Raw genomic sequence first — 24,142 nt, 5'->3', positions numbered from 1 at the left:
TCTGGAGTTCACGATGAGTACTGGGCTGATATCCCTTGCGGCAGGCGTGTTGATTGGCCTGATGTATGCCGTGCTGAAGGTGCGCTCCCCCGCGCCGCCCGCGCTGGCGCTGATTGGCCTGCTGGGGATGCTGGCGGGTGAACAGGCGACGCGCCATCTGTTATCCCGCGACGGCGCGCCTCCTCCTCAGGTGACCGTTCCGCAGGCGGCATCGCAGACGGGAGCGTCATCATGAAAGCATGGATAATTTCGCTGGTGTGCGGCGTGGGTGCTGGGGTAATTTACGCTCTGCTCGACGTCCATTCCCCGGCGCCGCCGGTTGTCGCCCTGCTTGGCCTGTTCGGCATGCTGGTGGGTGAACAGCTCATCCCGGTGGGACGGCGTTTACTGAGTCGCGAACCGCTTACCCTCGCCTGGTTTCGTCACGAATGCGTACCGAAAATCAGCGGCACGGCGCCCCCAGCGCCCGCGAAGGATACCCGCGACGTTAAATGACTGGTTAGAGGAATAACAGCATGACGCTGCCGTGGCGCATTGCCATCATTGATGACGAACGTTCCGTCCGCAGCGGGTTGAGTAATCTCCTGGAGTCGGAAGGCTATTCGACCGATACGTTTGATTCGGCAGAGGTATTTCTGAGCCATCCGCTCGCCCTGTCCGGCGCGGCGCTGGTGATCACCGATATCAAGCTGCGGGGCATGAGCGGCCTTGAGCTGTTTGACAAGCTGCGGCTGCTGGCCGTACCGCCGCCGCCCGTGCTCTTTATCTCCGGTCATGCTGATGAAAATATGCAGCGGTACGCTCTCGGTCTGGGCGCCGCTGCTTTTTTGCGTAAGCCCATTAACATCGATATTCTGCTGGATCATATCCAGCGGGAGCTGGCCCGCCGACAATAAGGATCGCGGATGAACGAAAACGAGCAGCCTGCATTCTGGCCCGCCCAGGGGAATCTTCACCAGGGGCGGGTTTTTGTCCTTAAAGAGGATGTGATTTTTACCGTGCTGGCGCAGGAGGGCGGAATCGCCTGGATGCACGCGCGACATCCTCATTCCGGCGGCTCGTTCATTATCGCCACCGCGGTGAGCGACGAAGAGGAAGAGCGGGCTACCCGGCTGCTCAAAAACGAGTTTGCGCTGCGCGATATGCTGCAGGACAGCTGGGCCATTCGCGCCGTCGCCTCCACCCAGTACCGGGGACGCTTCGCGCTGGTGTACGCCCCGTTTTCCTTTGAGCTGCTGGCGCGGCGCGCGGGCAGGGCGATCTCGGGGATCGCGCGCTTTATCGAACTGGCGATCCAGATCTGCGTCCCTCTGCGCCAGATGCATCTGCAAAACCTGATCCACGGCGATATCAAGCCCGGCAGCATTTTTGTTCAGCACGATGCCACCTGCCGTCTGGGCAGCTTTGGCCTCTCCTGCACGCTCTCCGATGCTTTCTCCCAGACCCGGCTTGCCGTTTCGGGCGGTACGCCTGCGTGGATGTCGCCGGAACACACCTCCCGCACCCAGCGTCCCGTGGATAACCGCAGCGATCTCTACAGCCTCGGCATGGTGCTGTATGAACTCCTGACCGGCCGCCTGCCGTTTGAGCTGGGAGAGGACGACCAGACCAACTGGGCGCATTACCACATCGCCTCGGCGCCGCTGGCCCCGGACGCGATACGCCCGGACGTGCCGGGGATGCTGTCGACCATCATCCTGAAGCTGCTGGAAAAGCACCCCGATAACCGCTACCAGACGGTCGACGGGCTGATTGCCGACCTCCGCCGCTGCCAGGCGACGCTGACCTGCGAGGGCGACATCGTCGCCTTTACCCCCGGCCAGCAGGACCGTACCCCGGCGATCCATCTGGCGGACTCCCTGTTCGCGACCCATCCGCAGGCGAACGACGTCATTGCCGCGTTTGAGCGGGTGGGGCAGAACCGCGTGCCGGAGCTGGTGACCATCGGCGGGCCGTCGGGGATCGGCAAATCCTCGATCATTGCGACGGCGCTTAAAACGCTGCAGCAGCGCACGGTGCTGCTGGCGGTGGGCAAAGTCGATCAGTTTTCACCGTCGCTGCCCTACGGCGTATTAAGCTCCGCGTTCCGCACCCTGACGCTGCACCTGCTGGGGCTGCCGGCAGACGAGGTGGCGAAGTGGAAAATCCGCCTCTCGCGCGCCCTGGAAGGCTATGAAGAACTGGCCGTCAGCCTGGTGCCCGAGCTGGGCCTGCTGCTTGAGAGCAAGCCGCGCTTCTCGGCGGATACGTTTTCCATTGATGCCCGGGCGCGCTTCAGCCATATGGTGCTGGCGCTGGTGAAAACCTTTGCCTCGCAGGGCTGCCCGCTGGTGCTGGTGCTCGACGATCTCCAGTGGAGCGATGCCGCCAGCCTGCAAACGCTCAACGCGCTGCTGTTGAACTGCGGCGCCATCCCGCTGCTGGTGGTTGTCGCTCACCGCGATATCGGCTCGTTGTCCGACCCCACGCTGCAACAGCAGCTGGCGAGCCTGCCGGAGGTGGCACAGCACGCGAGCGAGATTGTCCCGCAGGCACTCTCGGTTAAAGCCGTGGCGCGCTGGCTGGCAACGGTGTTTCGCACCCGCAGCGCGGCGACGACCGACCTTGCCACCCTGATCCACGAGAAAACGGGCGGCAACCCGCTTTTTGTGCATGAATTTTTCCGCCGCATCGTCGACGACGGGCTGGTGGTGCATAACAAATACCAGGACAAATGGCATTACGATTTGCAGGCGATCCGCGCCCGGCATTACACCGAAAACGTGGTCACCCTGGTGCTGGAGCAGCTCGAAGAACTGCCCGACGAGACGCGCCGCCTGCTGGGCAGCATCGCCTGTCTCGGCGGCACGGGCGAGATGGAGATGATGTGCCGCGTGGTCGGCATGTCGATGGCGGAAATGCGCTATGCGCTGCACCCGGCGGTGATGGCGCAGCTTATCGTGCTGACGGAGAAAGCGTACTCCTTCACCCACGACCGGGTGCAGGAGGCCGCCTTTGCGCTGCTGGATCGGCATGAGAAAAGCCATCTTCACCTGACCACCGCCAGCCTGCTGGCCGACGCCGCGCGCCAGGCGGCGGGGAATGAGCTGCTGTTCCGCGCCGTACATCACGTCACGGCCGCACTGGACAGCATCCAGCCCGCCCCGCAGCGCCAGCGGTTCCGCGAGCTGAGCCTGCTGGCCGCGCGACGCGCGAAGCGTTCGGGAGATTATCTTTCGGCGCTGAGCTATATCCAGACCGCCAGAGCGCTGGGCAACGCCGGGACGGTGTCGGACTTTATGCTCGATATCGAAGAGGCGGGCTGCGAGTTTGCGCTGGGGCACCTGGAGCGGACCCGCGAGCTGTGTGACGCCATCCTCGGCTGCCCCGGCGGGCTGACCGAAAAAGCGCTGGCGGCCAACCTGCTGGTGGAAGTCTACATTCGCCAGTCGGACAGCCGTCTGGCGCTGGAGGCGGCGCTCTGCTGGCTGGGGGTGTTTGGCATCCAGATTGGCCGCTATCCGGAAGATGCCGACTGCGACGAGGCCTGGGAACGCTTTTGCAACCGCGCAAATGACGCGCCGCAACATCTCTTTGCCCCGCTCTCGCGGATGGAGAACCCGGAAACGGAAGCGGTGATGAACCTGCTCTACAGCGCCAGCATTTGCGCCAGCTTCATCTGCCCGCGCCTGCACTTTTTACTGCTCTGCCGCATGATGCACCTGACCCTCGATCACGGCATCACCGGCGCCTCCACCACGGCGATGGCCTGGTTTGGCGTGCTGATGGGTCACCGCTACGCCGAGTATCGCCTCGGGTTTCAGTACGGCACGCTGGCCCGCGAGCTGGTGACCCGCCACGGCTACGATGCCTTTGAAGCCAAGACCCTGCTGCCGCTCGACCAGCTCAGCGTCTGGACCCAGCCTTTGTCGTTCACCATCGAGTGCGCGAAAGCCTGCTTCAGCGCGGCGGTCACCCACGGGGATATGACGATGGCCTGCTTTGCGGCCTGCCACCAGGTGATCAACTTCCTCTCGCGGGGCGATCACCTGGACGGGGTGCTGACCAGCATCGATCGCGGCCTGGCGTTCGTGCGTAAAACCCACTTCCAGGACGTGGAAAGCATTTTGATGGTGCAGCGCGGCTACGTTGAGTTCCTGCGCACGCCGGTCATCGGCACCTGGACCGCGTCGCAGGTCTTGCCCGAGGCGCTGCTTCCCGCGTCGCCGGAGCAGGCCCCGGAGCAGACCTCCACCATGCTGTTCTGGTACTGGCTCTATCGCGGCATGGCGCACTTTACCTGCGGCGAGTACGCCGACGCGCAGGCGGATCTGGAGATGGCGGGGTGGTACGCGTGGTCCGCGCCGGGGCACATCCATCTGCTGGATTACCATCTCTACAGCGCGCTGGCGCTTTCGCGTCAGCTGACGCCGGAGACCTTCTCGGCGAACCACCGCCGCAGCATTCACGCCCACTACGACAAAATCGCCCTCTGGGCGCGCATTAATCCCGGCACGTTCGCGGATAAAGAGGCGCTGATCTACGCCGAAATCGTGCGTCTGGACGGGATGAACAGCATCGCGCTTGAGCAGTACGAGAAGGCGGTCCGGCTCTCCCGCGAGGGCGGGTTTAATCCGATTAACGCCCTGGCCCACGAGCTGGCGGGCCGCTTTGCGCTGGCCTGCGGCTATCCAACCGCCTCGGACGCACACTTCCGCGGGGCCATCTCCGCCTGGGGCCGCGCGGGCGCGCAGGCCAAGGTGCGCCAGCTGGAGCAGGATTTCCCGCACCTGCTGGCCTCCGGGCAGGCGAGCGCCTATGACACGGTAGCGTTCGCCCAGAACGAGACCATCCGCGATCTGCAGAGCGTGATCAAAGCCTCCCGCGCGCTGTCGGAAGAGATCAACCTTGAGCGCTTAATCGAAAACCTGATGACGATCCTCCTCGAACGCGCCGGGGCGCAGCGCGGCCTGCTGCTTCGCGTGAGCGATAGCCTGATTCCGGAGATCGAGGCCAGCGCCTGGACCAGCACCGACGGCGTGCGGGTGCGGATCCTGAAAGACGTGCCGACGGCGACCGACCTGCCGCTGTCGGTGCTCGCGGCGGTGATCCGCACCGGGCAGGAGATCCGCACCGGCAGGCCGGAGGAGTTTCACCCCTTCAGCCAGGACCCCTATCTGGTGACCTCGGGGGCGGCGGTGATGTGCGTCCCGATGTTCAAACAGGCGCGGCTGGTGGGCGTGCTGTACCTGGAAAACCGCCTGATGCCGGAAGTGTTTACCGCCGAACACTCGCGCGTGGTCAGCCTGCTGGGCGCGCAGGCGGCGGTCTCCCTGGAGACCGCGCGGCTGTACGCCGAGCTGCTGGCGGAGAACATCCAGCGCCGCCGGGTGGAGAAAGAGCTGCGCGCCAGCCAGACCTCGCTGATGCTGGGTGAGCAGATCAGCCACACCGGCAGCTGGCGCTGGGAGTTGGAGCAGGATCTGATGTTTGTCTCGGACGAGTACGCCCGCATTCTCGGCCTGCCCGAGCAGCAAAAGACGATCTCCATGGCGGAGTTTTTGACCTTCGTCCATGAGGACGATTACGCCCGCATCAGCGCCATCGTTACCCAAAGCGTGCGCGACGGGCTCTCGATGCGCGCGGAGTTTCGCGTTAAGCGTCCCGACGGCTCAACGCGCTACATCCTCGGCATTGGCGATCCGGTGGGCGTGGGCAGCGAGGTGAACGAGTATTACGGCATCATCACCGATATCACCAGCCAGCGCGCCGCGGAGGATGCCATGCGGGTGGCGCAGGCGGATCTGGCGCGGGTGTCCCGGGCCACCACCGTCGGACAGCTGACCTCCTCCATCGCCCATGAGATCAACCAGCCGCTGATGTCGATCGTCTCGAACGCCGGAGCGAGCCTGCGCTGGCTCAACCGCGAGCCCGCCCGGCTGGATAAAGTGCGGGAAGGGCTGGAGGAGATCGCCGCCGAAGGCGCGCGGGCGGGGGAGATCATTCGCAGCATTCAGTCCCTGACGCGCAAGCAGGATCCCACCTTCTCGCGCATCGACATGCACTCCCTGATCCACCATATCATCACGCTTTCGCGCAGCGAGCTGGAGCAGCGACACATAAGCGTTGATTATCTGTTGAACGCCAGCGACAGCTTTATCACCGGCGATAGCGTGCAGATCCAGCAGGTGCTGTTGAATCTGGTGATGAATGCGGTTGAGGCGATGGCCGAGGTGAAGGAGCGCGCCAGCACCATCACCCTCAGCACCAGCAACGCGGACGGGAAGGTGATCGTTGAGATCGCCGACACCGGCAGCGGCATTGAGCCCGAGCGGCTGGAGCAGATTTTTGACTCGTTCTATTCCACCAAGCCGCAGGGAATGGGGATGGGGCTGACCATCAGCGCCAGCATTATCGAGCGCCACTGCGGAAAGCTAAGCGCGCGCCGCCGGGAGCCGCACGGCACGGTATTTGCGTTTGCGCTGCCGCAGGCCGCGCAGGAAGCGTAAACATTACTCCGCGGGCTGGCTTTTGGTCAGGCGCTCAACGGCCCTGACCAGCTCGGCCACGGAGCGCACCTGCATTTTCTCCATCACGCGGCGGCGGTGCACCTTCACCGTGATCTCGCTGACGCCCAGCTCGGCGGCAATTTGCTTGTTCAGCATGCCGCTTATCGCCAGCGTCAGCACCTCGTGCTCGCGCGGCGTGAGGGACATGTGGCGCTGCTTCAGGGCGTAGTGCTCTTTATTGCGCACGGCGTTGTTTTCCGCCAGGTGCAGTGCGGATTCGATGGCGTCGATCAGCGCGTTAGATTCGACGGGCTTGGTGAGGAATTCGTACGCGCCGCCTTTGATGGCGCGCACCGACATCGGGATGGTGCCGTGGCCGGTGAGGAAAATAATCGGGATTTCGCGCCCGCTTTCCTTGAGGGCGTCTGCTACCTCAAAACCCGAAATGGCGGGCATTTGCATATCGAGGATCACGCACGACGGCAGATCCTCAAAGCGGTATTGCAGAAACGCTTCTGCCGATGAAAAGCCGATGGCGTTCAGGCCTGCCGAGTCCAGCAGCCCGATCACGGACTGTCTGACGGCGTCATCGTCATCTACCACATACACAATGTGTTCCATTCACCGCCCCGGTGCTGATTGACATGTCGAGGATGCAAGCAGTCACTACGGCGACGTAAGAGACTGTTTATGCTGCCTTTCATCTTAACACATTAACTATCATTATCATTTAACAATATGATAACCGTATGAAGTATAGCGAGCCGAGGCGGGGGCGGTGAAGGAACGAAACGCTGTTTTTATGCACCGACAAGCTCAATGCGGTTGCCGTCCGGGTCCGCGATCACCGCCTCATAAAAGCCGTCTCCGGTCAGGCGCGGAGCGCTGAGCAGCGTGCCGTTGGCCTGGGCTCGCTCGGCCATGCTATCCACTTTTGCCTTGCTGCCGACGTTGATGGCGATATGCGCCCAGCCGATAAACTCCGGGTGCAGCGGGGCGTCGGGCAGCTCCGGCAGCGTCATGAGCTCGATGGTCGGACCGTCATCCAGCGTAATAAAGTGTGATTCAAACCCCGGACGATTTTTACTGACGTAGCGTTCGTTACTGCGGCCATTAAAAACCGTTTCCCAGAACTGAACCTGGGCATTCAGGCTGCGGGTCCAGAGTGCAACATGGGCAATATGCATAAGTTCCCTCGTGATGTGTCGGTGAGGACTTTCACCGGTAAAACAGGCTACACTCTGGTTTTGAGCGCGACAAGCTGAGGAAAAGACAATGCACTACACACTGAAAGAAAGCGACAAGGATAAAGCGGAAGGGTCAAACGGCGCGGGCGCTCTGCAGCAAAAACTGCTGGAGTCCCGTTCGATTGTGATCTCCGGTGAGATCAACCAGGAGCTGGCGCAGAAAGTGATCACCCAGATGATCCTGCTGCAAAGCGTCAGCAACGATCCGATCAAGCTGTACATCAACAGCCAGGGCGGCCATGTGGAAGCGGGCGACACCATCCACGACTTCATCAAATTCATTCGCCCGGAAGTGCACGTGATCGGCACCGGCTGGGTGGCGAGCGCCGGGATCACCATCTTCCTGGCCGCGAAAAAAGAGCACCGCTACTCGCTGCCAAATACCCGCTTTATGATCCACCAGCCGCTGGGCGGCGTGCGCGGTCAGGCGACGGATATTGAGATCGAAGCGCGCGAGATCATTCGCATGCTGGATCGCGTGAACAAGCTGATCGCTGACGCCACCGGCCAGCCGCTGGAAAAAGTGAAAAAAGACACCGACCGCAACTTCTGGATGTCCCCGGCGGAAGCGCTGGACTACGGCATCGTGGGCAAGCTGATCACCCATTATGACGAGCTGAAGCTGGACTAAGTTTTTACCGCCGTGTACGTGTCGGGTGGCGGCTACGCCTTACCCGACCTACACGCCCTCGTTTGACCCATGACAAGTTCCCCCTCTGCTTTCTTACCTATAATCGCGCCTGTTTCCCCTCTCACTGGTGCTACCCATGGCGTATCAACTGAACCTGAACTGGCCGGAATTTCTTGAGAAATACTGGCAAAAACAACCCGTTGTGCTGAAAAATGCCTTCCCGAATTTTGTCGATCCGATTACCCCGGACGAGCTGGCAGGGCTGGCGATGGAGCCGGAGGTCGATAGCCGTCTGGTGAGTCATTTCAACGGTAAATGGCAGGCCAGCAATGGCCCGTTTGAGCACTTCGACGATCTGGGCGAAACCGGCTGGTCGCTACTGGCGCAGGCGGTGAACCACTGGCATATGCCCGCCGCGGAGCTGGTGCGTCCGTTCCGCGTTCTGCCGGACTGGCGTCTGGACGATCTGATGATCTCCTTCTCCGTGCCCGGCGGCGGCGTGGGTCCGCATATCGATCAGTACGACGTGTTTATCATTCAGGGGATGGGCAGCCGCCGCTGGCGCGTGGGCGACAAGCTGCCGATGCGTCAGTTCTGCCCGCATCCGGCGCTGCTGCATGTGGATCCGTTCGAGCCGATTATTGACGAAGATCTGGCTCCGGGCGATATCCTCTACATCCCGCCTGGATTCCCGCACGACGGATTTACCCATGAAACGGCGCTCAACTACTCCGTCGGCTTCCGCGGGCCGAACGGTCGCGATCTGATCAGCAGCTTCGCCGACTACGCGCTGGAAAACGATCTGGGCGGCGAGCACTACAGCGATCCGGATCTGACCTGCCGCGAACACCCGGGCCGCGTGGAGCAGTACGAGCTGGATCGCATTCGTCAGATGATGATCGACATGATTAGCAAGCCGGATGATTTCACAAAATGGTTCGGCAGCTTTGTCTCCACGCCGCGCCACGAGCTTGATATCGCCGCCGCCGAGCCGCCGTACGCGCCGGATGAGGTGCTGGATGCGCTGCAGGGCGGCGAAACGCTGTCTCGCCTGAGCGGGCTGCGCGTGCTGAACGTTAACGGCAGCTTCTTCATCAACAGCGAACAGCTGGAGACGGTAGACGCGAAGGCGGCGGATGCGCTGTGCCGCTACACCGAACTCGGCCAGGCCGAGCTGGGCGATGCGCTGAATAACCCGGCGTTTGTAGAAGAGCTCACCGGGCTGATTAACCAGGGATACTGGTACTTCGACGAGTAATGACGTTTACCGTCAATACGGCCTTAGCTTTCGGGTTAAGGCCGTTTTTTTCTGCTTTCCGCTGACATGTTCTGTCATTACCTGCGGTTATTCTTGTACTACCTAAAAAGAGAAGGGTATTCATTGCAGTTTTTTCTGCAAATGCCGTTAACACCTATCAGGCACCCTTAATAATTACGCAATTAAAACTGAAAATAGCCTTCGGCTGGTAAGAGATAATGGGAAAATACAGAACAGATCAAGACCTGGAGCTACTTCGCTACTCAGACAACGAGATGCTGGAAGTATTGGTTAACTATCTCACCACGGATAAAGACGGGTCGACGCGTTACACTGAGTCCTTAACGGGTGAGAAAGCATTTCAGGATGCAGGTAAAAACTATAAGCAGGTTTGGCAACTCATCGGGGCGGAGCTACAACATTTCGGTGGCGATACCTTTGTTAACCTCTTCCGTGGTAACGGCGTGCTTTATAAAGAAATCCTGACGGACGTATGCAAGAAACTCTCCGTTAAAACCGATTTCTCTGCGGATACTGTCGATATTGAGCAGGCCCTTCTCGCAAAATTATTCACTGACTCCTGGGATAAAATGAATGAGGAAGAGCGCCGCAACATCCGTCGCGAACTCAAAATTGACGGGAATCTTGCTAGTGGTGCGGCACTGACGGCAATCATCACCGCAATCCGTATGGGCGGATTTATGTCCTACCAGGTGGCGATGATCGTAGCGAATGCCGTAGCGAAAGCGGTGCTGGGCAGGGGGTTGGCGCTGGCCGCCAATGCGGGACTGGTACGCGCGATTGGGATTTTTGCCGGTCCGATCGGCATGGCCATTACGGCGTTACTGACTATCCCGGCCATCAGCGGCCCGGCGTTTCGCGTTACGCTGCCTGCCGTGGTGCAAATTGCTGCCATGCGCCAGCAAATGCTAAACAAAGGTGGAGATTTCTTTTGATGAAGGAAACGTTGCTTACTATCGACTGGGTGAATGTGTACAAAGAGGTTCAAAGCGCGCTGGAAACCGGGCACGTCATTATTCGTGATGGGGTAGCGTACTGGCACGCCATGTCCGGTAAAAGCGGGATCGCTCAACACCTTCCGCTAAAAGAGGTGGTGCTGGAAACGGCCTCGATTGGCGACATCAAACAACTTATACAAATGGCACAGACCGTTCAGCTGGCTGCAGTCGGCGTCTCCACGGGGATCATCGTGGGGGCAATGGTGGTACAAACCATGTATTTGTCGAAAAAAATTGATCAACTGCAGCAGAGCATGGATCTGATCTCCGAAGATGTGCACGCGCAGAATGTTATTTTCTACATGGATAAACTGTCTCGCTACTTTGGCGTCGTGGAGTCTGCTCGCGTTATGTTGCTGGATCGCACGCTGGTGGATGAGACGCATGACGTTGCGGCACACCTCATTGTCCGAATGGGCAATGAACGCAACGAGGTTCTCTCGTTTATTGATAACTTGCTCTCCTTTGCCGATAAACTCAGCGACAGGCATTTAGAACAGGTTCTGGATTTCATTACTCTCATGCTCGATCTGGTGCCAAAAGCGATCTACATTGAGAGCCAACTTTGCGATCGCTACGGAAAATTCAGGCTGGCAGAGCACCTGATGCGCGAAAACTCACGCCGCTATGCTGCCACGCTGGAACATTATCGCCAGTGGTGTAATAGCAAAGTTAAGGAGAGCATCAGCGGTCGCGTTGAGCCACAGTCGCTTGCCTTTACCCGTAAGCAGGAAGATTTGCGTCTGTTATTTAAATCGGAAGATAACGCGCTACTGCTCCAGGAGCTGGTTTCCATCGCCCCCCTTCCTCTTAAAGCGTAATCATGATGATGCCTGGAACTTTTTCCAGGTATTCTTCTTATTTCTTGAAGCATATTTTTTTCTGACACATTTTGTCAGTCCCATCCTCTATTTTCTCTTCACTGACCAATATTGGTAGGTCTGCTCGAAACGGTAGGAAATATCATTGGAGTTTTCGACGCTCCTGCCGTTAACCAATATTGCACCAGCAACTTAATTCAAATTTCCTACAGCCCATAATGAGGTAATACATGTCTCTGGGACGAATTCGACCGCAATTTACGCAGGGCCTGGAGAAAGCAGCCGGTGAAGAAAATAAGGCGTTTGCATCAGCGGTTATTCCCCGTTTTACGCTAGAAAACGATGTGGCGCTGACGACGCAGGTCATTGCCCAGCTTGATGAAGCCAGAGCCAAAATTGACCACTTCCATAAAATTTACGTGGAATGGGAATTCGCAGCGGTCGACCCTATGGGGAACGGGATCGTGCTGAATTTTTTTGGCCCACCAGGAACCGGCAAAACCCTGACGGCAGAGGCGCTGGCAGGTTCGCTTAAGCGCAAGATTATGGTTGTCAGTATTGCCGATCTCGAAAGCAAATTTATGGGTGAAACCGCGAAAAATATCGCTGCTCTTTTCCGTCAGGCCACGGAGGAAGAGGCCGTGTTGTTCTTTGATGAAGCAGACACCCTTTTGGGTAAACGTCTCTCATCTGTTACTCAGGGCATTGATAATGAAGTAAACGCGATGCGTTCCACCTTATTGATTGAGCTGGAAAAGCATACCGGTATCGTCATCTTTGCTACCAACTTCGTCAAAAACTACGACAGCGCATTCCTCAGCCGTATCTCTCACCATGTTGGTTTTACGTTACCCGGCAGCCAGGAGCGTTTTCGCATCTGGGAAAAATTGCTCGTGCGCGCTATTCCGCTTGCCGATGCACGGGAAACGATGCTGGAAAGCGCCGTGTCTCTCTCCGAAGGGCTCTCTGGCCGAGATATCCGCAATGCCATGCGCCTGGCGCTACCTAAAGCCGTACTGGAATCAGAACAAAAACTTACGCTTAAGCATCTTGAAAGTGCACTTGCGCAAATTCGTGATGCTTACGACGCGATATCGAACGCGGCCTCTTTCGTTCCACCACACATTAACACAGCAAAAAAAATGCTCGGTTTGAGCTAAGGGTTGAATCATGGGTTTATGGAGTCGTATTTGCTCTGCAGTCTCGTACGTACGAGATGTCGCTTCATCCGTCGTCAGCAAAGCAAAAGAAATTGCCGGAAAAGCGATCGGTTTCATGGCAGAAAAAGCGGAAGGCTTTGTTGGTAAAGTCAGCCAGATGTGGCAACGCATTAAGCCGCATATCGGCACGGGACGTAAAATTCTTCAGATGCTAGGCGGTTTTATCACATTGCCATGGGTAAAGAGCGCGCTAGCAGGGCTGGATCGCGCGCTGGCATGGCTGGAAAAGCTTGATAAACAGCCGCTGGTAAAAAAGCTGCAGAAAGCCCTGGAGTGGGTCATTAACTGGTGTAAAAACGCCCACCAGAAACAAATGGAGGAGCAGGAGCTTGAAGAGGCTCGCCATCATGCTCAGGCTATGGCTGAAGCGGGAGGTGAGTTGAGTGGTGAGGAGAAAGAGGCTGTGTCGGCTTTCGCACTGGTGAACAGCTATCTTATCGCAAAAGCAGAAGTGGATATCGCCGTGAAGCGAGATACGCTGCAGGACTTCGAGTATTTCCTGCGCCTGCGTGCAGTGCAAAAGCTGCTCGCCTTCTATGAAACCCGTATGCAGGCCGTGAAGTCCATCAGTGATGTCGATGCGGATATGCACTTTATGGTTTATGCCGCGAACGCGCTGATCCAGCAGGAGGCAGAGTTTAGCGATGCCGATACTCTGCGTCTGGATAACCTCACTCAGAGACTATTCGGCAAGCCGATTATCCCGTTTGTCTTCGAAGAGATGATTATTGCATGGGAGAAAAGCCGTCAGCTTCTGGAAGAGGAGTGGGAGAAGAAAAACAGCGCGCTTTCGAAAGATCGTTTGCTGCATAACCGTCTGGTGCGCGCGCTAAAATACGAAGAACTTGAACCGGCTGAAGTGGGCGTGCTGAACGATCTTAAAATCACCCTGCCGCGTGATACGGCCGATCTGGAACAACTAGGCGACGATCTACTGGCGCGCCATAGCTACGTCAACGCGGCGGAAGGCTTTCTGCAGATGCTCGAAAAAGAAGAACAGCAGCTGATTGCGGAAGGCAAAGCGTATCTGCTCGATCAGGGGGCGATTGTGGGTGCACTGCTGATCGACTGCTCGCAAAACGATCGCGCCTGGTCTTCTCTTTCCCAGCAGGAACAGAGCTTAATTACCGATTTCGCCAACATCTTTGCTGCCGATTGCCAGAAACGTACTGAAGCGGGTCTGCTCGTCGAGGTGGTTGCATGAATCTGCTGACTGAAATTGGCCACTTTTTGATCCCAGGCTTTGATGCGCTGCAGATGGGCTTTTTCGGCGTAATGCTGCTGGCAGTAATCTACACCTGGCTCTCCGTCAGGCGCAATGCGCAGGAAGCGCGCTGGCAGCATGCCTGGGAGCAAAGTGGATTACAGGCTGCTCAGCCGGGGGTGAGTGCAGAAATGGGATCGGCCGCTGAGCTGAGCCAATCACTGGCGACCAAAGCTGAGAAAATAGCCGCCATTATGCCGGGTATGCTGTTGATCCTTGGTCTGTTGGGAACCTTTCTTGGGCTGGGGCTGGCGCTCGATAAAGCTTCCGGCATTTTGCATAACGCGGGAAACAGCATTGGTGCAATGGACTCCTCCATGCGCGACCTGATGGAGATGATGCAGGGCCTGGGCACGAAATTCAAAACCTCAACCTGGGGGATTATTGCCTTTATCGCCCTCAAAATCTGGGAGTCGAAAAATGGCTATGAAGAGCGCCGTCTCAACTGGTGTATGGCCAAACTGCAGCACTCCCTGACCGAAGAATATGCCCTGCAGGCGGAGGAAAATGCTTCCAGGCAGCAGCAGCGTGAAGCTGGACGTAACGCGGCTACCGAGCGTCTGGTGGAGGCGATGGCGCTGCAAACTGTCGCGTTGCGCGAGGAGTTCAGTCAGCAGGCAAAACGCAGTGAAGAGCAGGAAGCGCAGCGTCATCAATACCATCTGGCGGCGTTAAAAGAGATCGCAGATATTAATAATCAGTCGCGCAATCTGCTGGAAACTTACACCCGTAAAAGTGAAGAGAACCTGGTAGCACTGCAGCAGGCGGCGACTACTATGAGTGATGCTTCGCAGCAAGTCTCTGGCTCGGCGATGAGCCTGGAAAAAGTGGTTACCGCGCTGGGTGCCGAACTTAGTGAGGTCATGACCGGCATTAAGCAAGAGCTGTCGCAGGTAGTGAATGAGATGAATGCCGACTTCACTCGCAACGTGCAGCAGATGAGCGATAAGCTGGCGGAGTCTACTCATCAGCTCAGTACGACAATGGGCCAGATAGAAACCTCCCTTAACGGTGCTATCGCCAGCATGGATGCGTCTTTCCGCGGCAACATGACGCAGATGGCCAACCAGCTGGAATCCGCCACTTCGCAGATCAGCGAGTCGGTTAACAACATGTCTTCGCAGATCGATTCAACCATGACCACGGTGAAAGAGAGAACCGAAGCCGCGGCGAAAATTCAACGTCAGGCGATGGATGAATTCTCCGAAACCAGCCTGACGCTGAATGAACAAGTCACCTCTATGACAAACTATATTCAGCGCGTCACGAAGGAGATCGCTCTCGGTCTGGCCGCCGTTTCCGAAGGCAACCGTAAGATGGAGCACTACATCACGCGCTTTAACGAGGCCTTCGATCAGCTTGGTGCATTGCCGGAAACCGTTAAGCAGATCACCACTCAGGTGTCTGCATTGTGCACCCGCATCGATAAGTTGCTCCCGGCTCAACAGCTTGTCGCCGAACGTGTTGAGGTCTGATATTGCCGATGAAAGATAAACCGAATGAGTGGATTTCTATTTCCGATCTAATGGCAGGGGTCATGGCCGTGGTGATGCTGATGCTGGTGTTATCGGTACTGCAAAACAAAGTGGCTGACGTAAAACGCGAGCAGGAGAAAAACAGCGGCCAGGCAGCCGCTCAACAGAAACTGAATGCCATGATGCACAGCATGCAGCAGGAGATGGTGGATCAGGGAGATGCTGCGCTGGTGGGGTTTGATATAGCCAGCGGAAAAATTACGCTGCGGGATAAAATCTTCGCCCGCGGTAGTGCCTGTATCACCGATCAGGCAAGAGATGCACTTGCTCGTCTGGCACCACGGATTCAGGCGTTCGTGAGCGGTTCGACGAACACTCAGGTTTTTGTTGAGGGGCATACGGATAACATCAGCGTGAATAACCCTGTGGTCGATTACACCAGGTTCTGTACCGTGTATGACGATAACTACACGCTCTCGGCTGCCAGAGCCCGTGAAGCACGTAAATTGTTAATTGCGAACCTCAACGATCAGCAATCGCATCGTGTGATTGTGGCCGGTTTTGGCGACTCTCAGCCGCTAAAAGGGATTTCACCCAGCGATGAGCGTAATCGCCGCGTTGAGGTGCAGTTCCTGACGCACGCGCCGTCACGTCAGGAGCAGGGCAACGCTCTGTAACTCAGCGGCTGGTTGAGTAATGGCATCTAAACCAGCCCGCTATAGGGACTTACTGAACCGTTGGAGAGGACTGGGGTGAGGGCATCAGGCCGCACTAGCCCTCCTCCATCGCAATCACAATCGCTTCACCCATCTTCCTCAACGCCTCGCGATGTTTCTCCGTTGGCGGCAGCGCCACGTTGATCCGCAGGCAGTTGCGGTACTTCCCGGAGGCGGAAAACAGCGACCCGGCCGCGGCCTGGATTTTCAGCCGGCACAGCTGCTTGCTGACGCACACCATATCGACCGTCTCCGGCAGCTCAACCCACAGCAGGAAGCTGCCCTGCGGGCGCGTGACGCAAATCTCTGCCGGAAAATACTGCCGCACCCAGCAGGTGTAGGTTTCCATATTCTGCTGATAAATCTGGCGCATGCGGCGCACGTGGCGATGGTAATGGCCGTCGCGGATAAACGCCGCCACCGCCATCTGCGTGCCCGGCACGTTAAACCCGCCCGCGGCGTATTTCATGTGCATCACCCGGTCGTAGTAGCGTCCCGGCACAATCCAGCCGACGCGCAGGCCCGGCGCCACGGTTTTGGTAAACGAGCTGCAGAGGATCACGCGGCCGTCGATATCCATGGAATGAATGGTGCGCGGGCGCGGGTACTCCGCCGCCAGCTCGCCGTAAATATCATCCTCGACAATCACGATATCGTGCCGCTGGGCGAGGGCCAGCACCTGCTTTTTCCGCGCCTCCGGCATGATAAACCCGAGCGGGTTATTGCAGTTGGGCACCAGGATCACCGCCTTGATCGGCCACTGCTCCATTGCCAGCTCTAGCGCTTCGATGCTGATCCCGGTTTCAGAGTCGGTGGGAATTTCAATCGCCTTGATGTCAAACCCGCGCAGCATCTGCATGGTGCCGTGAAACGACGGCGATTCCACCGCCACGATATCCCCCGGTTTGCATACCGACAGCAGGGCGATCGACAGCGCGCCGTGGCAGCCGTTGGTGATCACAATGTCGCTTGCCGAGACGGTGGAGCCGCCGTCCAGCATCAGGCGGGCGATCTGCTCGCGCAGCTCCAGCCGCCCGTCGAGCACGTCATAGCTCAGCATCTCGCCGGGGTTATGCTGCGCGATGCGGCTCATCTCGCGCCACAGGGGCTTCAGGCTCGGCTGGTTAATGTCCGGCGAACCGCCGCCAAAGGAGATCATCTCTTTGTCGGCGCGGGCGTCCAGCAGCATCATCACCTCATCCCACTGGGTAACGTCCACCGGGCGCTGCACCGGGCGCGTCATCGCCGGGACGGGCGGCTGGGCTTTGCGTTTCGAGACAAAATAGCCGGAGCGCGGCTGGGGGGTGATCAGCTGAAGGTTTTCGAGGATCTGGTAGGCCTGCTGTATGGTGCTGATGCTCACGCCGTGCTCCTGGCTCAGCGCGCGCACCGACGGCAGACGTTCGCCGCTGCGATACAGCCCTTGCTCAATGCGTTCAGCCAGAAGGTTGGCCAGATGTTGGTAGCGTGTCATGCTGTATCCTTTGTTTTCACCATACAGATTATAAAACCAGTACAGATTGCTGCGAAAATTGCCATGCAGATACTGTTTTAGCGGATCTGTATGTTAAACAAAAGTTGTTTTTGCATCTGTATTGCACGGGTGGATTTCCGGGATGATAACCCCACTGACACAGTGAGGAGAGCATCATGGAATTCTACGAGAATCGTTCAAAACGTCCGTTTATTGTGTTTGTCTGGATCGCAAAAACGCTGCGTAGCTGGTATCGCATCAACCGCACCCGCCGCATCCTGAGCCAGATGAGCGACGAGCAACTCAAGGACGTTGGGTTATCGCGATATGATGTGTGAGCCTTATCATCGCCCGGTGGCGCTACGCTTACCGGGCCTACGGGATCGAGTAGGCCGGGTAAGGCGAAGCCGCCACCCGGCATATAACAAGCGGATTATTCGGCAGATTTTACGGACGTGTTTTCAGCGATACGGCGCAAATATTCGTTGTTCTTGAACGCAACCATAATCAGTTCGAACATCACGCGGCATCCGACCAGGCTGCATACCGTACCGATAAAGCCAGTGATGAGATGGTCGCTGAACATGGTATACACACCGCCTGCAAAAATAAGCAGCATGGCGATCCAGTAAAATAAGACCAGCACGCGTGGTGTTAATAAATAATCAAATCCCAAAATTGATTTCATTTTCTTTTCCTTAGAAATGTAAAAAGCCATCAGATTATATCGATATTTTAAATTGGTGCTAATTGGGCAGATATCTGAATTCAGAGTAATATCTCCAGCGTCTGCCGCTTCGGCCTTTCCAGCAGCTCCACCGCCTCCTGATACGTCCGCACGTTGTTATAGCCCATCACCAGCCCGTAGCGTTTGCCCGACCCGCGATACCACTCCGAGAGCGCATTGACCTGCAGCTGCTGTTCCTGCCAGCAGCGCGCGATTTCCCGGTCACGGCTTCCTTTGGTCAGGAACGCCACGATATGCATCCCGCCGTCGTTTTGCTCGGTGAAAAACAGATCGCCATATACCTCCTGCAGGGCGGCAACCATCCAGTCGCGGCGGGTCTGATACAGCGCGCGCATCTTTTTCAGGTGACGGAAAAAATGCCCTTCGTTGAGAAACGCGGTGAGGATCTTTTGCGTCAGCACCGGCTGGCCGCTGGTGGTGATGTCCGCGCAGTCGGTAAAGGCCCCGACGGTGCTGGCGGGCATCACCACGTAGCCCATGCGCAGCGACGGCATAATGGTTTTACTGAAGGAGCCCATAAAAATCACCCGGTCGTGCTGGTCGAGGCTTTTCAGCGACGGCAGCACCTTGCGGGTGTAGTGAAACTCTCCGTCGTAATCGTCTTCGATAATCCACGCCTCGTTCTGGCTGGCCCAGTCGAGCAGCTGCTGTTTACGCGGCAGCGAGAGCGTGACCGCCAGCGGACTCTGGTGCGACGGGGTGACGATGGCAAAACGGGCGTCGCGATGGTGGCGGAGCAGGTAGTCCGTGTCGATGCCGCCGCGATCGACCGGCACCGTGTGCAGGCGCGGCACGATCCGCTTCAGCAGCTGCTGGCCCATAAAATAACCCGGATCCTCAAACACCACCTTGTCGCTGCGGCTGGCGAGGGTATCGAGGATCAGCCTCAGGCTGCCGCTGTAGCCGCTGGTGATCAACACCTGTTCAGCGGTGCAGGACAAGCCGCGCGAGATGTTGAGGTAGCTGGCGATGGCCTGGCGCAGCGGATACCAGCCCAGCACCGGCGGGTTGAGCATCTCCTCCTGACGCATGGCCCGCGTCGCCTGGCCCGCCAGCAGCAGCCACTTTTTATACGGGAAGCTGTCGAGGGCGGGGATGCCGGGGCGCAGAAACCCCGCCCGCTCGCGCTGGCTGATGAGCGAGGCCGGAAGCGTACCGGTGGGCTGCTCCGCCGGGGCATGCTTGTCCGGCAGCAGGAGGTCCGGGTTAACCCGCGTGCCGCGCGCCCCCTGGCTCACCAGATACCCTTCACCCGTCAGAATGGCATACGCCGTTTCGACGGTTTTACGCGCCACCTTCAGCTCTTCCGCCAGCACGCGGATGGCAGGTACCCTGTCGCCCGGCTTCAGCACGCCGCGCATAATGTTGTCGCGATAGCGGGAATAAATCTCGTGATAGCCCGGCTTCATGTCCTACCTCGTTTCACGATTTTTGTGTCTTTTTACTATGTCATGAACGGCGTAGATTTGCCTCATCGCATGACACATGCCGCACAAAAAGAGGAAAGACCATGAGCACTCGCGTTAACCACCATAAAGCTACACCTGCCCTCGCCAACGCGCTGTCTGCCCTGAGCATGGAGGTGGCAAAAACCTCCATCGACCCGGCGCTGAAGCACCTGATCGACATTCGCGTGTCGCAGTTGAACGGCTGTACGTTCTGTCTGGATATGCACTCTAAAGAGGCCAAAATCGCCGGGGAGCGCGAGCTGCGCCTGTACCATCTGGCGGCCTGGCGCGAGTCCCCGCTGTTCAGCGCCCGCGAGAAAGCGGCGCTGGCCTTCACCGAAGCGCTTACCCAGATTGGCGTTCACGGCGTGAGCGATGCGCTCTACCGCAGCGTGGCGGAGCACTTCTCCGATGTGGAGATTTCAGAGCTGAACTTCGCCATCGTGGCGATCAACGCCTGGAACCGCCTGGGGATCACCTCCCGCATGGCGCCGGGCTCGCTGGACGCGGCGTACGGGCTGAATAAGGCTAACCTGGAATAATCCCGCGCTCGCGGATCATCGCCACCAGCGCCCGCAACCCCGGCGGGACGTGGCGATGGCCTGGGTAGTACAGGCGCAGCCCGGCAAACGGCTGCGCCCAGTCGTTTAAGACGCTCACCAGCTCCCCGCTTTTCAGCTCGTCCTGAATATAGAGTTCCGGTAAAAATCCCACCCCTAACCCCGCTTTTACGGCGCGGATCGAGGCAAAAAGATCGGACGTCGCAAAGCGCGGCGGCACGGCAAGCGCGTACGTTTCACCCCGACGGGCCAGCTCCCAGCGGTAGATCCCGCCGTGGGCCATACGCATGCCGATCCCCTGATGTGAAAGCAGATCGTCCGGCGTCTCGGGTATGCCGTGACGGGCGAAATAGTCCGGCGTGGCGGTGACGAGCTGGCGGATCTCACCGGTCAGCGGCACGGCGATCATGTCCTGCGGGACGGACTCTTCGAGACGGATCCCCGCGTCATAGCCCTCGGCGACGATGTCGATCATCCTCGCTTCGCTCACCGTTTCCACGCGCATTTTCGGGTAGCGGATCATGAAGTCGATCAGCAGCTGGTCCAGAAACAGCGTGCCGATATGGTTCGGCACGTTGAGGCGCAGCGTGCCGGCGGGTTCCCCGGTGTCGCTGTGGATCTCTTCCCCGGCGAGACGGATCTCCTGCAGCGCCGGGCCGATACGCGCCACGTAGCGCTGCCCGGCGTCGGTGAGCGCCACGCTGCGGGTGGTGCGGTTGAAAAGTCGCGTCTCAAGGCGGCTCTCCAGCCCGGCGATGGCGTTGCTGACCGCCGTGGCGGACATCCCCAGCTCCTGCGCCGCACCGCGAAAGCTGCCGCGCCGCACCACCGCCATCACCACTTCCAGCTCTGTCAGACCTGAACGATGCATAGATTATCCTGAAAATCGAAACAACCCTTGCAGCATAGCGTGGATTATCGCAACGGAGAAGCCGTGACAGACTGGTCTCACACAGCCTGAGGAGGTTTATATGCACACCATCGAACAGATCTTTATTAACGGCGAATTTGTTACCCCGCACGGCACCGAGTGGTTTGATTTGTACAACCCGGCGACGGCGCAGGTCATCGGTCAGGTTCGCCTGGCGGATGAGGTTGACGCTGAACGCGCTATCGCGGCGGCAAAAGCGGCGTTTCCGGCGTGGTCCCGGACCACAAAGCAGGAACGCATCGCCGCGCTCAAGCGCATGCACGCCGCCGTGGCCGCCCGTCACGACGATCTGCTGGCAGCGGTCATTGAAGAGTACGGCGCGCCCGCCTCGCGCTCGGCATGGATGGCAAGCTATCCGGCAGAGGTGATTGCTCAGGCCATCGAGGCGCTGGAGGCGTTTGAGTTTGTCAACTCCGCAGGTGCCGCAACGGTGCAGATGACGCCGCTCGGCGTGTCCGGGCTGATTACGCCGTGGAACAGCGATGCGGGGTTTATCTGCGGCAAACTGGCGGCCGCGCTGGCGGCGGGCTGCACGGCGGTCATCAAGCCGAGTGAAATGAGCGCCCTGCAAACGCAGATTGTCACCGAAGCGCTGCGCGACGCCGCGCTGCCGCCGGGCGTGTTTAACATCGTCACCGGACGCGGCGAGACGGTGGGCGAAACCCTCAGCCGCCATCCGGACGTCGCGAAAATCTCGTTCACCGGTTCCACGAATACCGGCAAGGCGATCCTGCGCAACGCGGCGGAAAGCTTTAAGCGCGTCACGCTGGAGTTGGGCGGTAAATCGCCGACGATCCTGCTGGATGATGTGGATCTCGTGCAGGCGATCCCGCTGGTGATTCAGGCCGGGTTTATGAACAGCGGGCAGGCGTGCGTGGCCGGAACGCGCATTCTGGTGCCTCACTCGCGCAAGGCGGAGATCGAAACCGCGCTGGCGCAGGCCGTGGCGGCGGTGAAATCCGGCGACCCGCGCAACAGTGCGACAGACGTCGGCCCGATGGTCAGCGAAAAGCAGTGGCTGAGGGTGCAGGGCTATATCCGCAAAGGAATCGAAGAAGGGGCGCGCCTGCTGGCGGGCGGCGAAGGGCGACCGGACGGCACGCGGGACGGCTGGTTCGTGCGTCCGACGCTGTTTGCCGACGTGAACAACCGGATGACCATTGCCCGCGACGAGATTTTCGGCCCGGTGCTGTGCGTAATCCCTTATCAGGACGAGGCGGAGGCGGAGGCGATCGCCATTGCCAACGATACCGAGTACGGCCTGAGCGCGATGGTGCTGGGCGGCGATGTGGACCGCGCGCGACGCGTGGCACAGCAGATTGTTTCCGGTCGCGTGCTGGTGAACACCCTGGCTCATGAACCGAAAGCGCCATTTGGTGGCTTCAAACACTCCGGCGTGGGGCGCGAGATGGGCGAGTGGGGAATTCGGGCGTTTATGGAGCCGAGGTCGATGGTGGGCTAAAACCCGCCCGGTGGCGCTGCGCTTACCGGGCCTACATGAGCCGTAGGCCGGATAAGCGCAGCGCCATCCGGCACAACGCTTCGCTCCTTGCCGAAGCATTGTGCTTTTCCCTCCTGCATTCTCTCCCCAACATCACAACGGAGAGAAAACCATGATCGCAGTCCTTTTCGAAGCCAAAGCCGCGCCTGCCCATCAGGCGCGCTATCTTCAGCTTGCCGCAGAGCTTAAGCCGCTGCTGGCGGACATCGACGGCTTTATTGATATCGAACGGTTCCAGAGCCTGACGACCGACGGCAAAATCCTCTCCCTTTCCTGGTGGCGGGATGAAGAGGCCGTCCGCCGCTGGAAGCAGAACGTCTTTCATCAGGCGGCGCAGGCCGAAGGGCGGGCGTCGATTTTTTCTTTCTACCGTATTCGGGTGGCGCAGCTGGTGCGGGAATACAGTTCCGAAAGCGGAGGGCACGCGGCGTGTCTATCCTGACACAGTACAGCGACCATGCGAATCACCTTATTCTGCTGACGGATGATGATAAGCTGGCCGCAGAGATCACCGAACCCTGGGCGGCCCATGCTTAAGACGAGTTTACCCTCCGATAACAGCGCGATGCTGGAAAAGGCGATTGCCGCGGTGGCGGCTGCCATGGCCGATCCGTCGCGCGTGAAGATGCTCTGTGCGCTAATGGACGGGCGGGCGTGGACGGCCACTGAACTGAGCGCGGCGGCAGACGTTGCGCCGTCGACCGCCAGCGGGCATCTTGCCCGGCTGGTTGAAGGGCAGCTGATTACCTGCCTGTCGCAAGGGCGGCATCGTTATTATCGTCTTGCCGGGCACGACGTGGCGGCGCTGGTGGAACAGATGATGGGGCTTTCGTGGGGCCGCATTACCCCGCCGGAAACCAGCGCGCCGAAAGCCATGCGTGAAGCCCGGACCTGCTACGACCACCTCGCAGGCGCCGTGGCGGTGCAGATCTATGATTTCATGCAGGCGGAAGGCTGGCTGGAGGCTGACGGTTCCGCATTGACCCTCTATGGCCGGGAGCAGTTCCTGGCGCTCGGCATTTCGTTAAGCGCGCATCCGCGCCGGAAGGCCTGCTGCGCCTGCCTGGACTGGAGCGAGCGACGGTTTCACCTGGGCGGAGAAGCCGGTGCGTTGCTGCTCGACCATCTGGAAAGTAAAGGCTGGATCCAGCGGGTGGCGGGGTATCGGGAGGTGGTGGTGACGGCGTCGGGAAAGGCTGCTGTTAAGAGGCTTTTTTGCCGCTAAAAATGCCCGGTGGCGCTGCGCTTACCGGGCCTACATGTACATCGCCTCCAGTAACACCTTTCGCAATTCCTGCGCTTTAACTTCTCGTTTCTTGATAGTTACCCTGATAACTATTA

22 protein-coding genes and 2 pseudogenes are annotated in these 24,142 nt (G+C 58.8%); 18 read left to right on the top strand and 6 right to left on the bottom strand.

Features of this window, described 5'->3' with window-relative positions; genetic code table 11:
* The first annotated feature begins 13 nt into the window (after positions 1-13).
* Genes PI91_RS01565 through PI91_RS01550 form a run of 4 tightly spaced genes read left to right on the top strand, consistent with a single transcriptional unit; the run spans position 14 to position 6,488 of the window.
* Positions 14-235: a DUF1427 family protein gene (locus PI91_RS01565; RefSeq protein WP_024909508.1), complete on the top strand. Its 222-nt coding sequence runs from the start codon at positions 14-16 to the stop codon at positions 233-235.
* The gene (locus PI91_RS01560; RefSeq protein WP_008501347.1) at positions 232-495 is read left to right on the top strand and encodes a XapX domain-containing protein; all 264 of its coding nucleotides are present in this window, start codon (positions 232-234) and stop codon (positions 493-495) included. Before PI91_RS01565 ends, PI91_RS01560 begins: the two co-directional genes overlap by 4 nt.
* Positions 496-515: 20 nt before the next feature.
* Positions 516-896: a response regulator transcription factor gene (locus tag PI91_RS01555; RefSeq protein ID WP_008501346.1), complete on the top strand. Its 381-nt coding sequence runs from the start codon at positions 516-518 to the stop codon at positions 894-896.
* Positions 897-905: 9 nt separating this feature from the next.
* Positions 906-6,488: an ATP-binding sensor histidine kinase gene (locus PI91_RS01550; RefSeq protein ID WP_039265311.1), complete on the top strand. Its 5,583-nt coding sequence runs from the start codon at positions 906-908 to the stop codon at positions 6,486-6,488.
* Positions 6,489-6,491: 3 nt separating this feature from the next.
* Here the strand turns inward: PI91_RS01550 and PI91_RS01545 are convergent, their stop codons facing one another.
* A complete protein-coding gene (locus tag PI91_RS01545; protein ID WP_039265310.1) occupies positions 6,492-7,109 on the bottom strand; it encodes a response regulator transcription factor in 618 nt (205 codons plus the stop codon).
* A 179-nt stretch (positions 7,110-7,288) separates the two neighbouring features.
* Positions 7,289-7,675 (bottom strand): VOC family protein, encoded by a 387-nt coding sequence (locus PI91_RS01540; RefSeq protein WP_023293372.1) that lies wholly within the window; start codon positions 7,673-7,675, stop codon positions 7,289-7,291.
* 82 nt (positions 7,676-7,757) lie between these two features.
* Between PI91_RS01540 and PI91_RS01535 the strand changes: the two are divergent.
* The 8 genes and pseudogenes from PI91_RS01535 to PI91_RS01500 form a co-directional block, all read left to right on the top strand.
* A pseudogene (locus PI91_RS01535) lies at positions 7,758-8,366 on the top strand (ATP-dependent Clp protease proteolytic subunit); the annotation flags it as partial.
* A 136-nt stretch (positions 8,367-8,502) separates the two neighbouring features.
* Positions 8,503-9,624, top strand: coding sequence for a cupin domain-containing protein (locus PI91_RS01530; protein ID WP_039265309.1), 1,122 nt, complete (start codon positions 8,503-8,505; stop codon positions 9,622-9,624).
* Between the two features lie 218 nt (positions 9,625-9,842).
* A complete protein-coding gene (locus PI91_RS01525) occupies positions 9,843-10,580 on the top strand; it encodes a DUF3944 domain-containing protein (RefSeq protein ID WP_008501340.1) in 738 nt (245 codons plus the stop codon).
* A complete protein-coding gene (locus PI91_RS01520; protein ID WP_008501339.1) occupies positions 10,580-11,464 on the top strand; it encodes a hypothetical protein in 885 nt (294 codons plus the stop codon). Before PI91_RS01525 ends, PI91_RS01520 begins: the two co-directional genes overlap by 1 nt.
* 230 nt (positions 11,465-11,694) lie before the next feature.
* Positions 11,695-12,624, top strand: coding sequence for an ATP-binding protein (locus tag PI91_RS01515; protein ID WP_008501338.1), 930 nt, complete (start codon positions 11,695-11,697; stop codon positions 12,622-12,624).
* Between the two features lie 10 nt (positions 12,625-12,634).
* Positions 12,635-13,888 (top strand): hypothetical protein, encoded by a 1,254-nt coding sequence (locus PI91_RS01510; protein WP_039265308.1) that lies wholly within the window; start codon positions 12,635-12,637, stop codon positions 13,886-13,888.
* Positions 13,885-15,423 carry a hypothetical protein gene (locus PI91_RS01505; RefSeq protein ID WP_008501336.1) on the top strand — a complete coding sequence of 513 codons (1,539 nt, stop codon included), beginning with the start codon at positions 13,885-13,887 and terminating at the stop codon, positions 15,421-15,423. The genes PI91_RS01510 and PI91_RS01505 overlap by 4 nt, the downstream gene beginning before the upstream one ends.
* Before the next feature lie 8 nt (positions 15,424-15,431).
* On the top strand, positions 15,432-16,100 hold the full coding sequence (locus PI91_RS01500) for an OmpA family protein (protein WP_039265307.1): 669 nt from the start codon (positions 15,432-15,434) through the stop codon (positions 16,098-16,100).
* A gap of 94 nt (positions 16,101-16,194) precedes the next feature.
* Here PI91_RS01500 and PI91_RS01495 read toward each other — a convergent pair whose 3' ends face one another.
* Positions 16,195-17,613, bottom strand: coding sequence for a PLP-dependent aminotransferase family protein (locus tag PI91_RS01495; protein WP_039265306.1), 1,419 nt, complete (start codon positions 17,611-17,613; stop codon positions 16,195-16,197).
* A 176-nt stretch (positions 17,614-17,789) separates the two neighbouring features.
* Here PI91_RS01495 and PI91_RS01490 point away from each other — a divergent pair, with 176 nt between their 5' ends.
* Positions 17,790-17,951, top strand: coding sequence for a DUF1127 domain-containing protein (locus tag PI91_RS01490; protein WP_032675878.1), 162 nt, complete (start codon positions 17,790-17,792; stop codon positions 17,949-17,951).
* Between the two features lie 95 nt (positions 17,952-18,046).
* On the opposite strand, the gene PI91_RS01485 is transcribed toward PI91_RS01490, so the two are convergent.
* Both PI91_RS01485 and PI91_RS01480 read right to left on the bottom strand, forming a co-directional pair.
* Positions 18,047-18,301, bottom strand: coding sequence for a DUF4282 domain-containing protein (locus tag PI91_RS01485; protein ID WP_039265304.1), 255 nt, complete (start codon positions 18,299-18,301; stop codon positions 18,047-18,049).
* Between the two features lie 80 nt (positions 18,302-18,381).
* Complete coding sequence (locus PI91_RS01480) at positions 18,382-19,770, bottom strand: PLP-dependent aminotransferase family protein (protein ID WP_039265303.1); 1,389 nt, start codon at positions 19,768-19,770, stop codon at positions 18,382-18,384.
* Positions 19,771-19,871: 101 nt separating this feature from the next.
* Here PI91_RS01480 and PI91_RS01475 point away from each other — a divergent pair, with 101 nt between their 5' ends.
* The gene (locus PI91_RS01475) at positions 19,872-20,351 is read left to right on the top strand and encodes a carboxymuconolactone decarboxylase family protein (RefSeq protein ID WP_008501331.1); all 480 of its coding nucleotides are present in this window, start codon (positions 19,872-19,874) and stop codon (positions 20,349-20,351) included.
* Here the strand turns inward: PI91_RS01475 and PI91_RS01470 are convergent.
* The gene (locus PI91_RS01470; RefSeq protein ID WP_023324104.1) at positions 20,338-21,240 is read right to left on the bottom strand and encodes a LysR family transcriptional regulator; all 903 of its coding nucleotides are present in this window, start codon (positions 21,238-21,240) and stop codon (positions 20,338-20,340) included. The two genes, PI91_RS01475 and PI91_RS01470, sit on opposite strands and share 14 nt — an antisense overlap.
* Positions 21,241-21,340: 100 nt before the next feature.
* Here PI91_RS01470 and PI91_RS01465 point away from each other — a divergent pair, with 100 nt between their 5' ends.
* From PI91_RS01465 to PI91_RS01455, 4 genes and pseudogenes are all read left to right on the top strand, one after another.
* A complete protein-coding gene (locus PI91_RS01465) occupies positions 21,341-22,762 on the top strand; it encodes an aldehyde dehydrogenase family protein (protein WP_039265302.1) in 1,422 nt (473 codons plus the stop codon).
* 151 nt (positions 22,763-22,913) lie between these two features.
* Complete coding sequence (locus PI91_RS01460; RefSeq protein ID WP_039265301.1) at positions 22,914-23,243, top strand: antibiotic biosynthesis monooxygenase; 330 nt, start codon at positions 22,914-22,916, stop codon at positions 23,241-23,243.
* Positions 23,222-23,338: pseudogene (locus PI91_RS24370) on the top strand (amino acid-binding protein); the annotation flags it as partial. The gene PI91_RS01460 and the pseudogene PI91_RS24370, both read left to right, overlap by 22 nt.
* Complete coding sequence (locus tag PI91_RS01455) at positions 23,331-24,026, top strand: helix-turn-helix transcriptional regulator (protein WP_039265300.1); 696 nt, start codon at positions 23,331-23,333, stop codon at positions 24,024-24,026. The pseudogene PI91_RS24370 and the gene PI91_RS01455, both read left to right, overlap by 8 nt.
* The last annotated feature ends 116 nt before the right edge of the window (positions 24,027-24,142 follow it).

The sequence above is a fragment of the Enterobacter sp. FB genome (assembly GCF_000805795.1).
GTDB classification, from domain to species: domain Bacteria; phylum Pseudomonadota; class Gammaproteobacteria; order Enterobacterales; family Enterobacteriaceae; genus Enterobacter; species Enterobacter roggenkampii.
Note: the sequence above shows the minus strand (reverse complement) of the source record. Positions and strands in the feature narration are given on the sequence as shown.

What these genes read in the sequence shown, in the direction of transcription:
- PI91_RS01565 (WP_024909508.1), top strand. Translation starts at nt 14, where the DNA reads ATGAGTACTGGGCTGATATCCCTTGCGGCAGGCGTGTTGATTGGCCTG.
- PI91_RS01560 (WP_008501347.1), top strand. Translation starts at nt 232, where the DNA reads ATGAAAGCATGGATAATTTCGCTGGTGTGCGGCGTGGGTGCTGGGGTA.
- PI91_RS01555 (WP_008501346.1), top strand. Translation starts at nt 516, where the DNA reads ATGACGCTGCCGTGGCGCATTGCCATCATTGATGACGAACGTTCCGTC.
- PI91_RS01550 (WP_039265311.1), top strand. Translation starts at nt 906, where the DNA reads ATGAACGAAAACGAGCAGCCTGCATTCTGGCCCGCCCAGGGGAATCTT.
- PI91_RS01545 (WP_039265310.1), bottom strand. Translation starts at nt 7,109, where the DNA reads ATGGAACACATTGTGTATGTGGTAGATGACGATGACGCCGTCAGACAG.
- PI91_RS01540 (WP_023293372.1), bottom strand. Translation starts at nt 7,675, where the DNA reads ATGCATATTGCCCATGTTGCACTCTGGACCCGCAGCCTGAATGCCCAG.
- PI91_RS01530 (WP_039265309.1), top strand. Translation starts at nt 8,503, where the DNA reads ATGGCGTATCAACTGAACCTGAACTGGCCGGAATTTCTTGAGAAATAC.
- PI91_RS01525 (WP_008501340.1), top strand. Translation starts at nt 9,843, where the DNA reads ATGGGAAAATACAGAACAGATCAAGACCTGGAGCTACTTCGCTACTCA.
- PI91_RS01520 (WP_008501339.1), top strand. Translation starts at nt 10,580, where the DNA reads ATGAAGGAAACGTTGCTTACTATCGACTGGGTGAATGTGTACAAAGAG.
- PI91_RS01515 (WP_008501338.1), top strand. Translation starts at nt 11,695, where the DNA reads ATGTCTCTGGGACGAATTCGACCGCAATTTACGCAGGGCCTGGAGAAA.
- PI91_RS01510 (WP_039265308.1), top strand. Translation starts at nt 12,635, where the DNA reads ATGGGTTTATGGAGTCGTATTTGCTCTGCAGTCTCGTACGTACGAGAT.
- PI91_RS01505 (WP_008501336.1), top strand. Translation starts at nt 13,885, where the DNA reads ATGAATCTGCTGACTGAAATTGGCCACTTTTTGATCCCAGGCTTTGAT.
- PI91_RS01500 (WP_039265307.1), top strand. Translation starts at nt 15,432, where the DNA reads ATGAAAGATAAACCGAATGAGTGGATTTCTATTTCCGATCTAATGGCA.
- PI91_RS01495 (WP_039265306.1), bottom strand. Translation starts at nt 17,613, where the DNA reads ATGACACGCTACCAACATCTGGCCAACCTTCTGGCTGAACGCATTGAG.
- PI91_RS01490 (WP_032675878.1), top strand. Translation starts at nt 17,790, where the DNA reads ATGGAATTCTACGAGAATCGTTCAAAACGTCCGTTTATTGTGTTTGTC.
- PI91_RS01485 (WP_039265304.1), bottom strand. Translation starts at nt 18,301, where the DNA reads ATGAAATCAATTTTGGGATTTGATTATTTATTAACACCACGCGTGCTG.
- PI91_RS01480 (WP_039265303.1), bottom strand. Translation starts at nt 19,770, where the DNA reads ATGAAGCCGGGCTATCACGAGATTTATTCCCGCTATCGCGACAACATT.
- PI91_RS01475 (WP_008501331.1), top strand. Translation starts at nt 19,872, where the DNA reads ATGAGCACTCGCGTTAACCACCATAAAGCTACACCTGCCCTCGCCAAC.
- PI91_RS01470 (WP_023324104.1), bottom strand. Translation starts at nt 21,240, where the DNA reads ATGCATCGTTCAGGTCTGACAGAGCTGGAAGTGGTGATGGCGGTGGTG.
- PI91_RS01465 (WP_039265302.1), top strand. Translation starts at nt 21,341, where the DNA reads ATGCACACCATCGAACAGATCTTTATTAACGGCGAATTTGTTACCCCG.
- PI91_RS01460 (WP_039265301.1), top strand. Translation starts at nt 22,914, where the DNA reads ATGATCGCAGTCCTTTTCGAAGCCAAAGCCGCGCCTGCCCATCAGGCG.
- PI91_RS01455 (WP_039265300.1), top strand. Translation starts at nt 23,331, where the DNA reads ATGCTTAAGACGAGTTTACCCTCCGATAACAGCGCGATGCTGGAAAAG.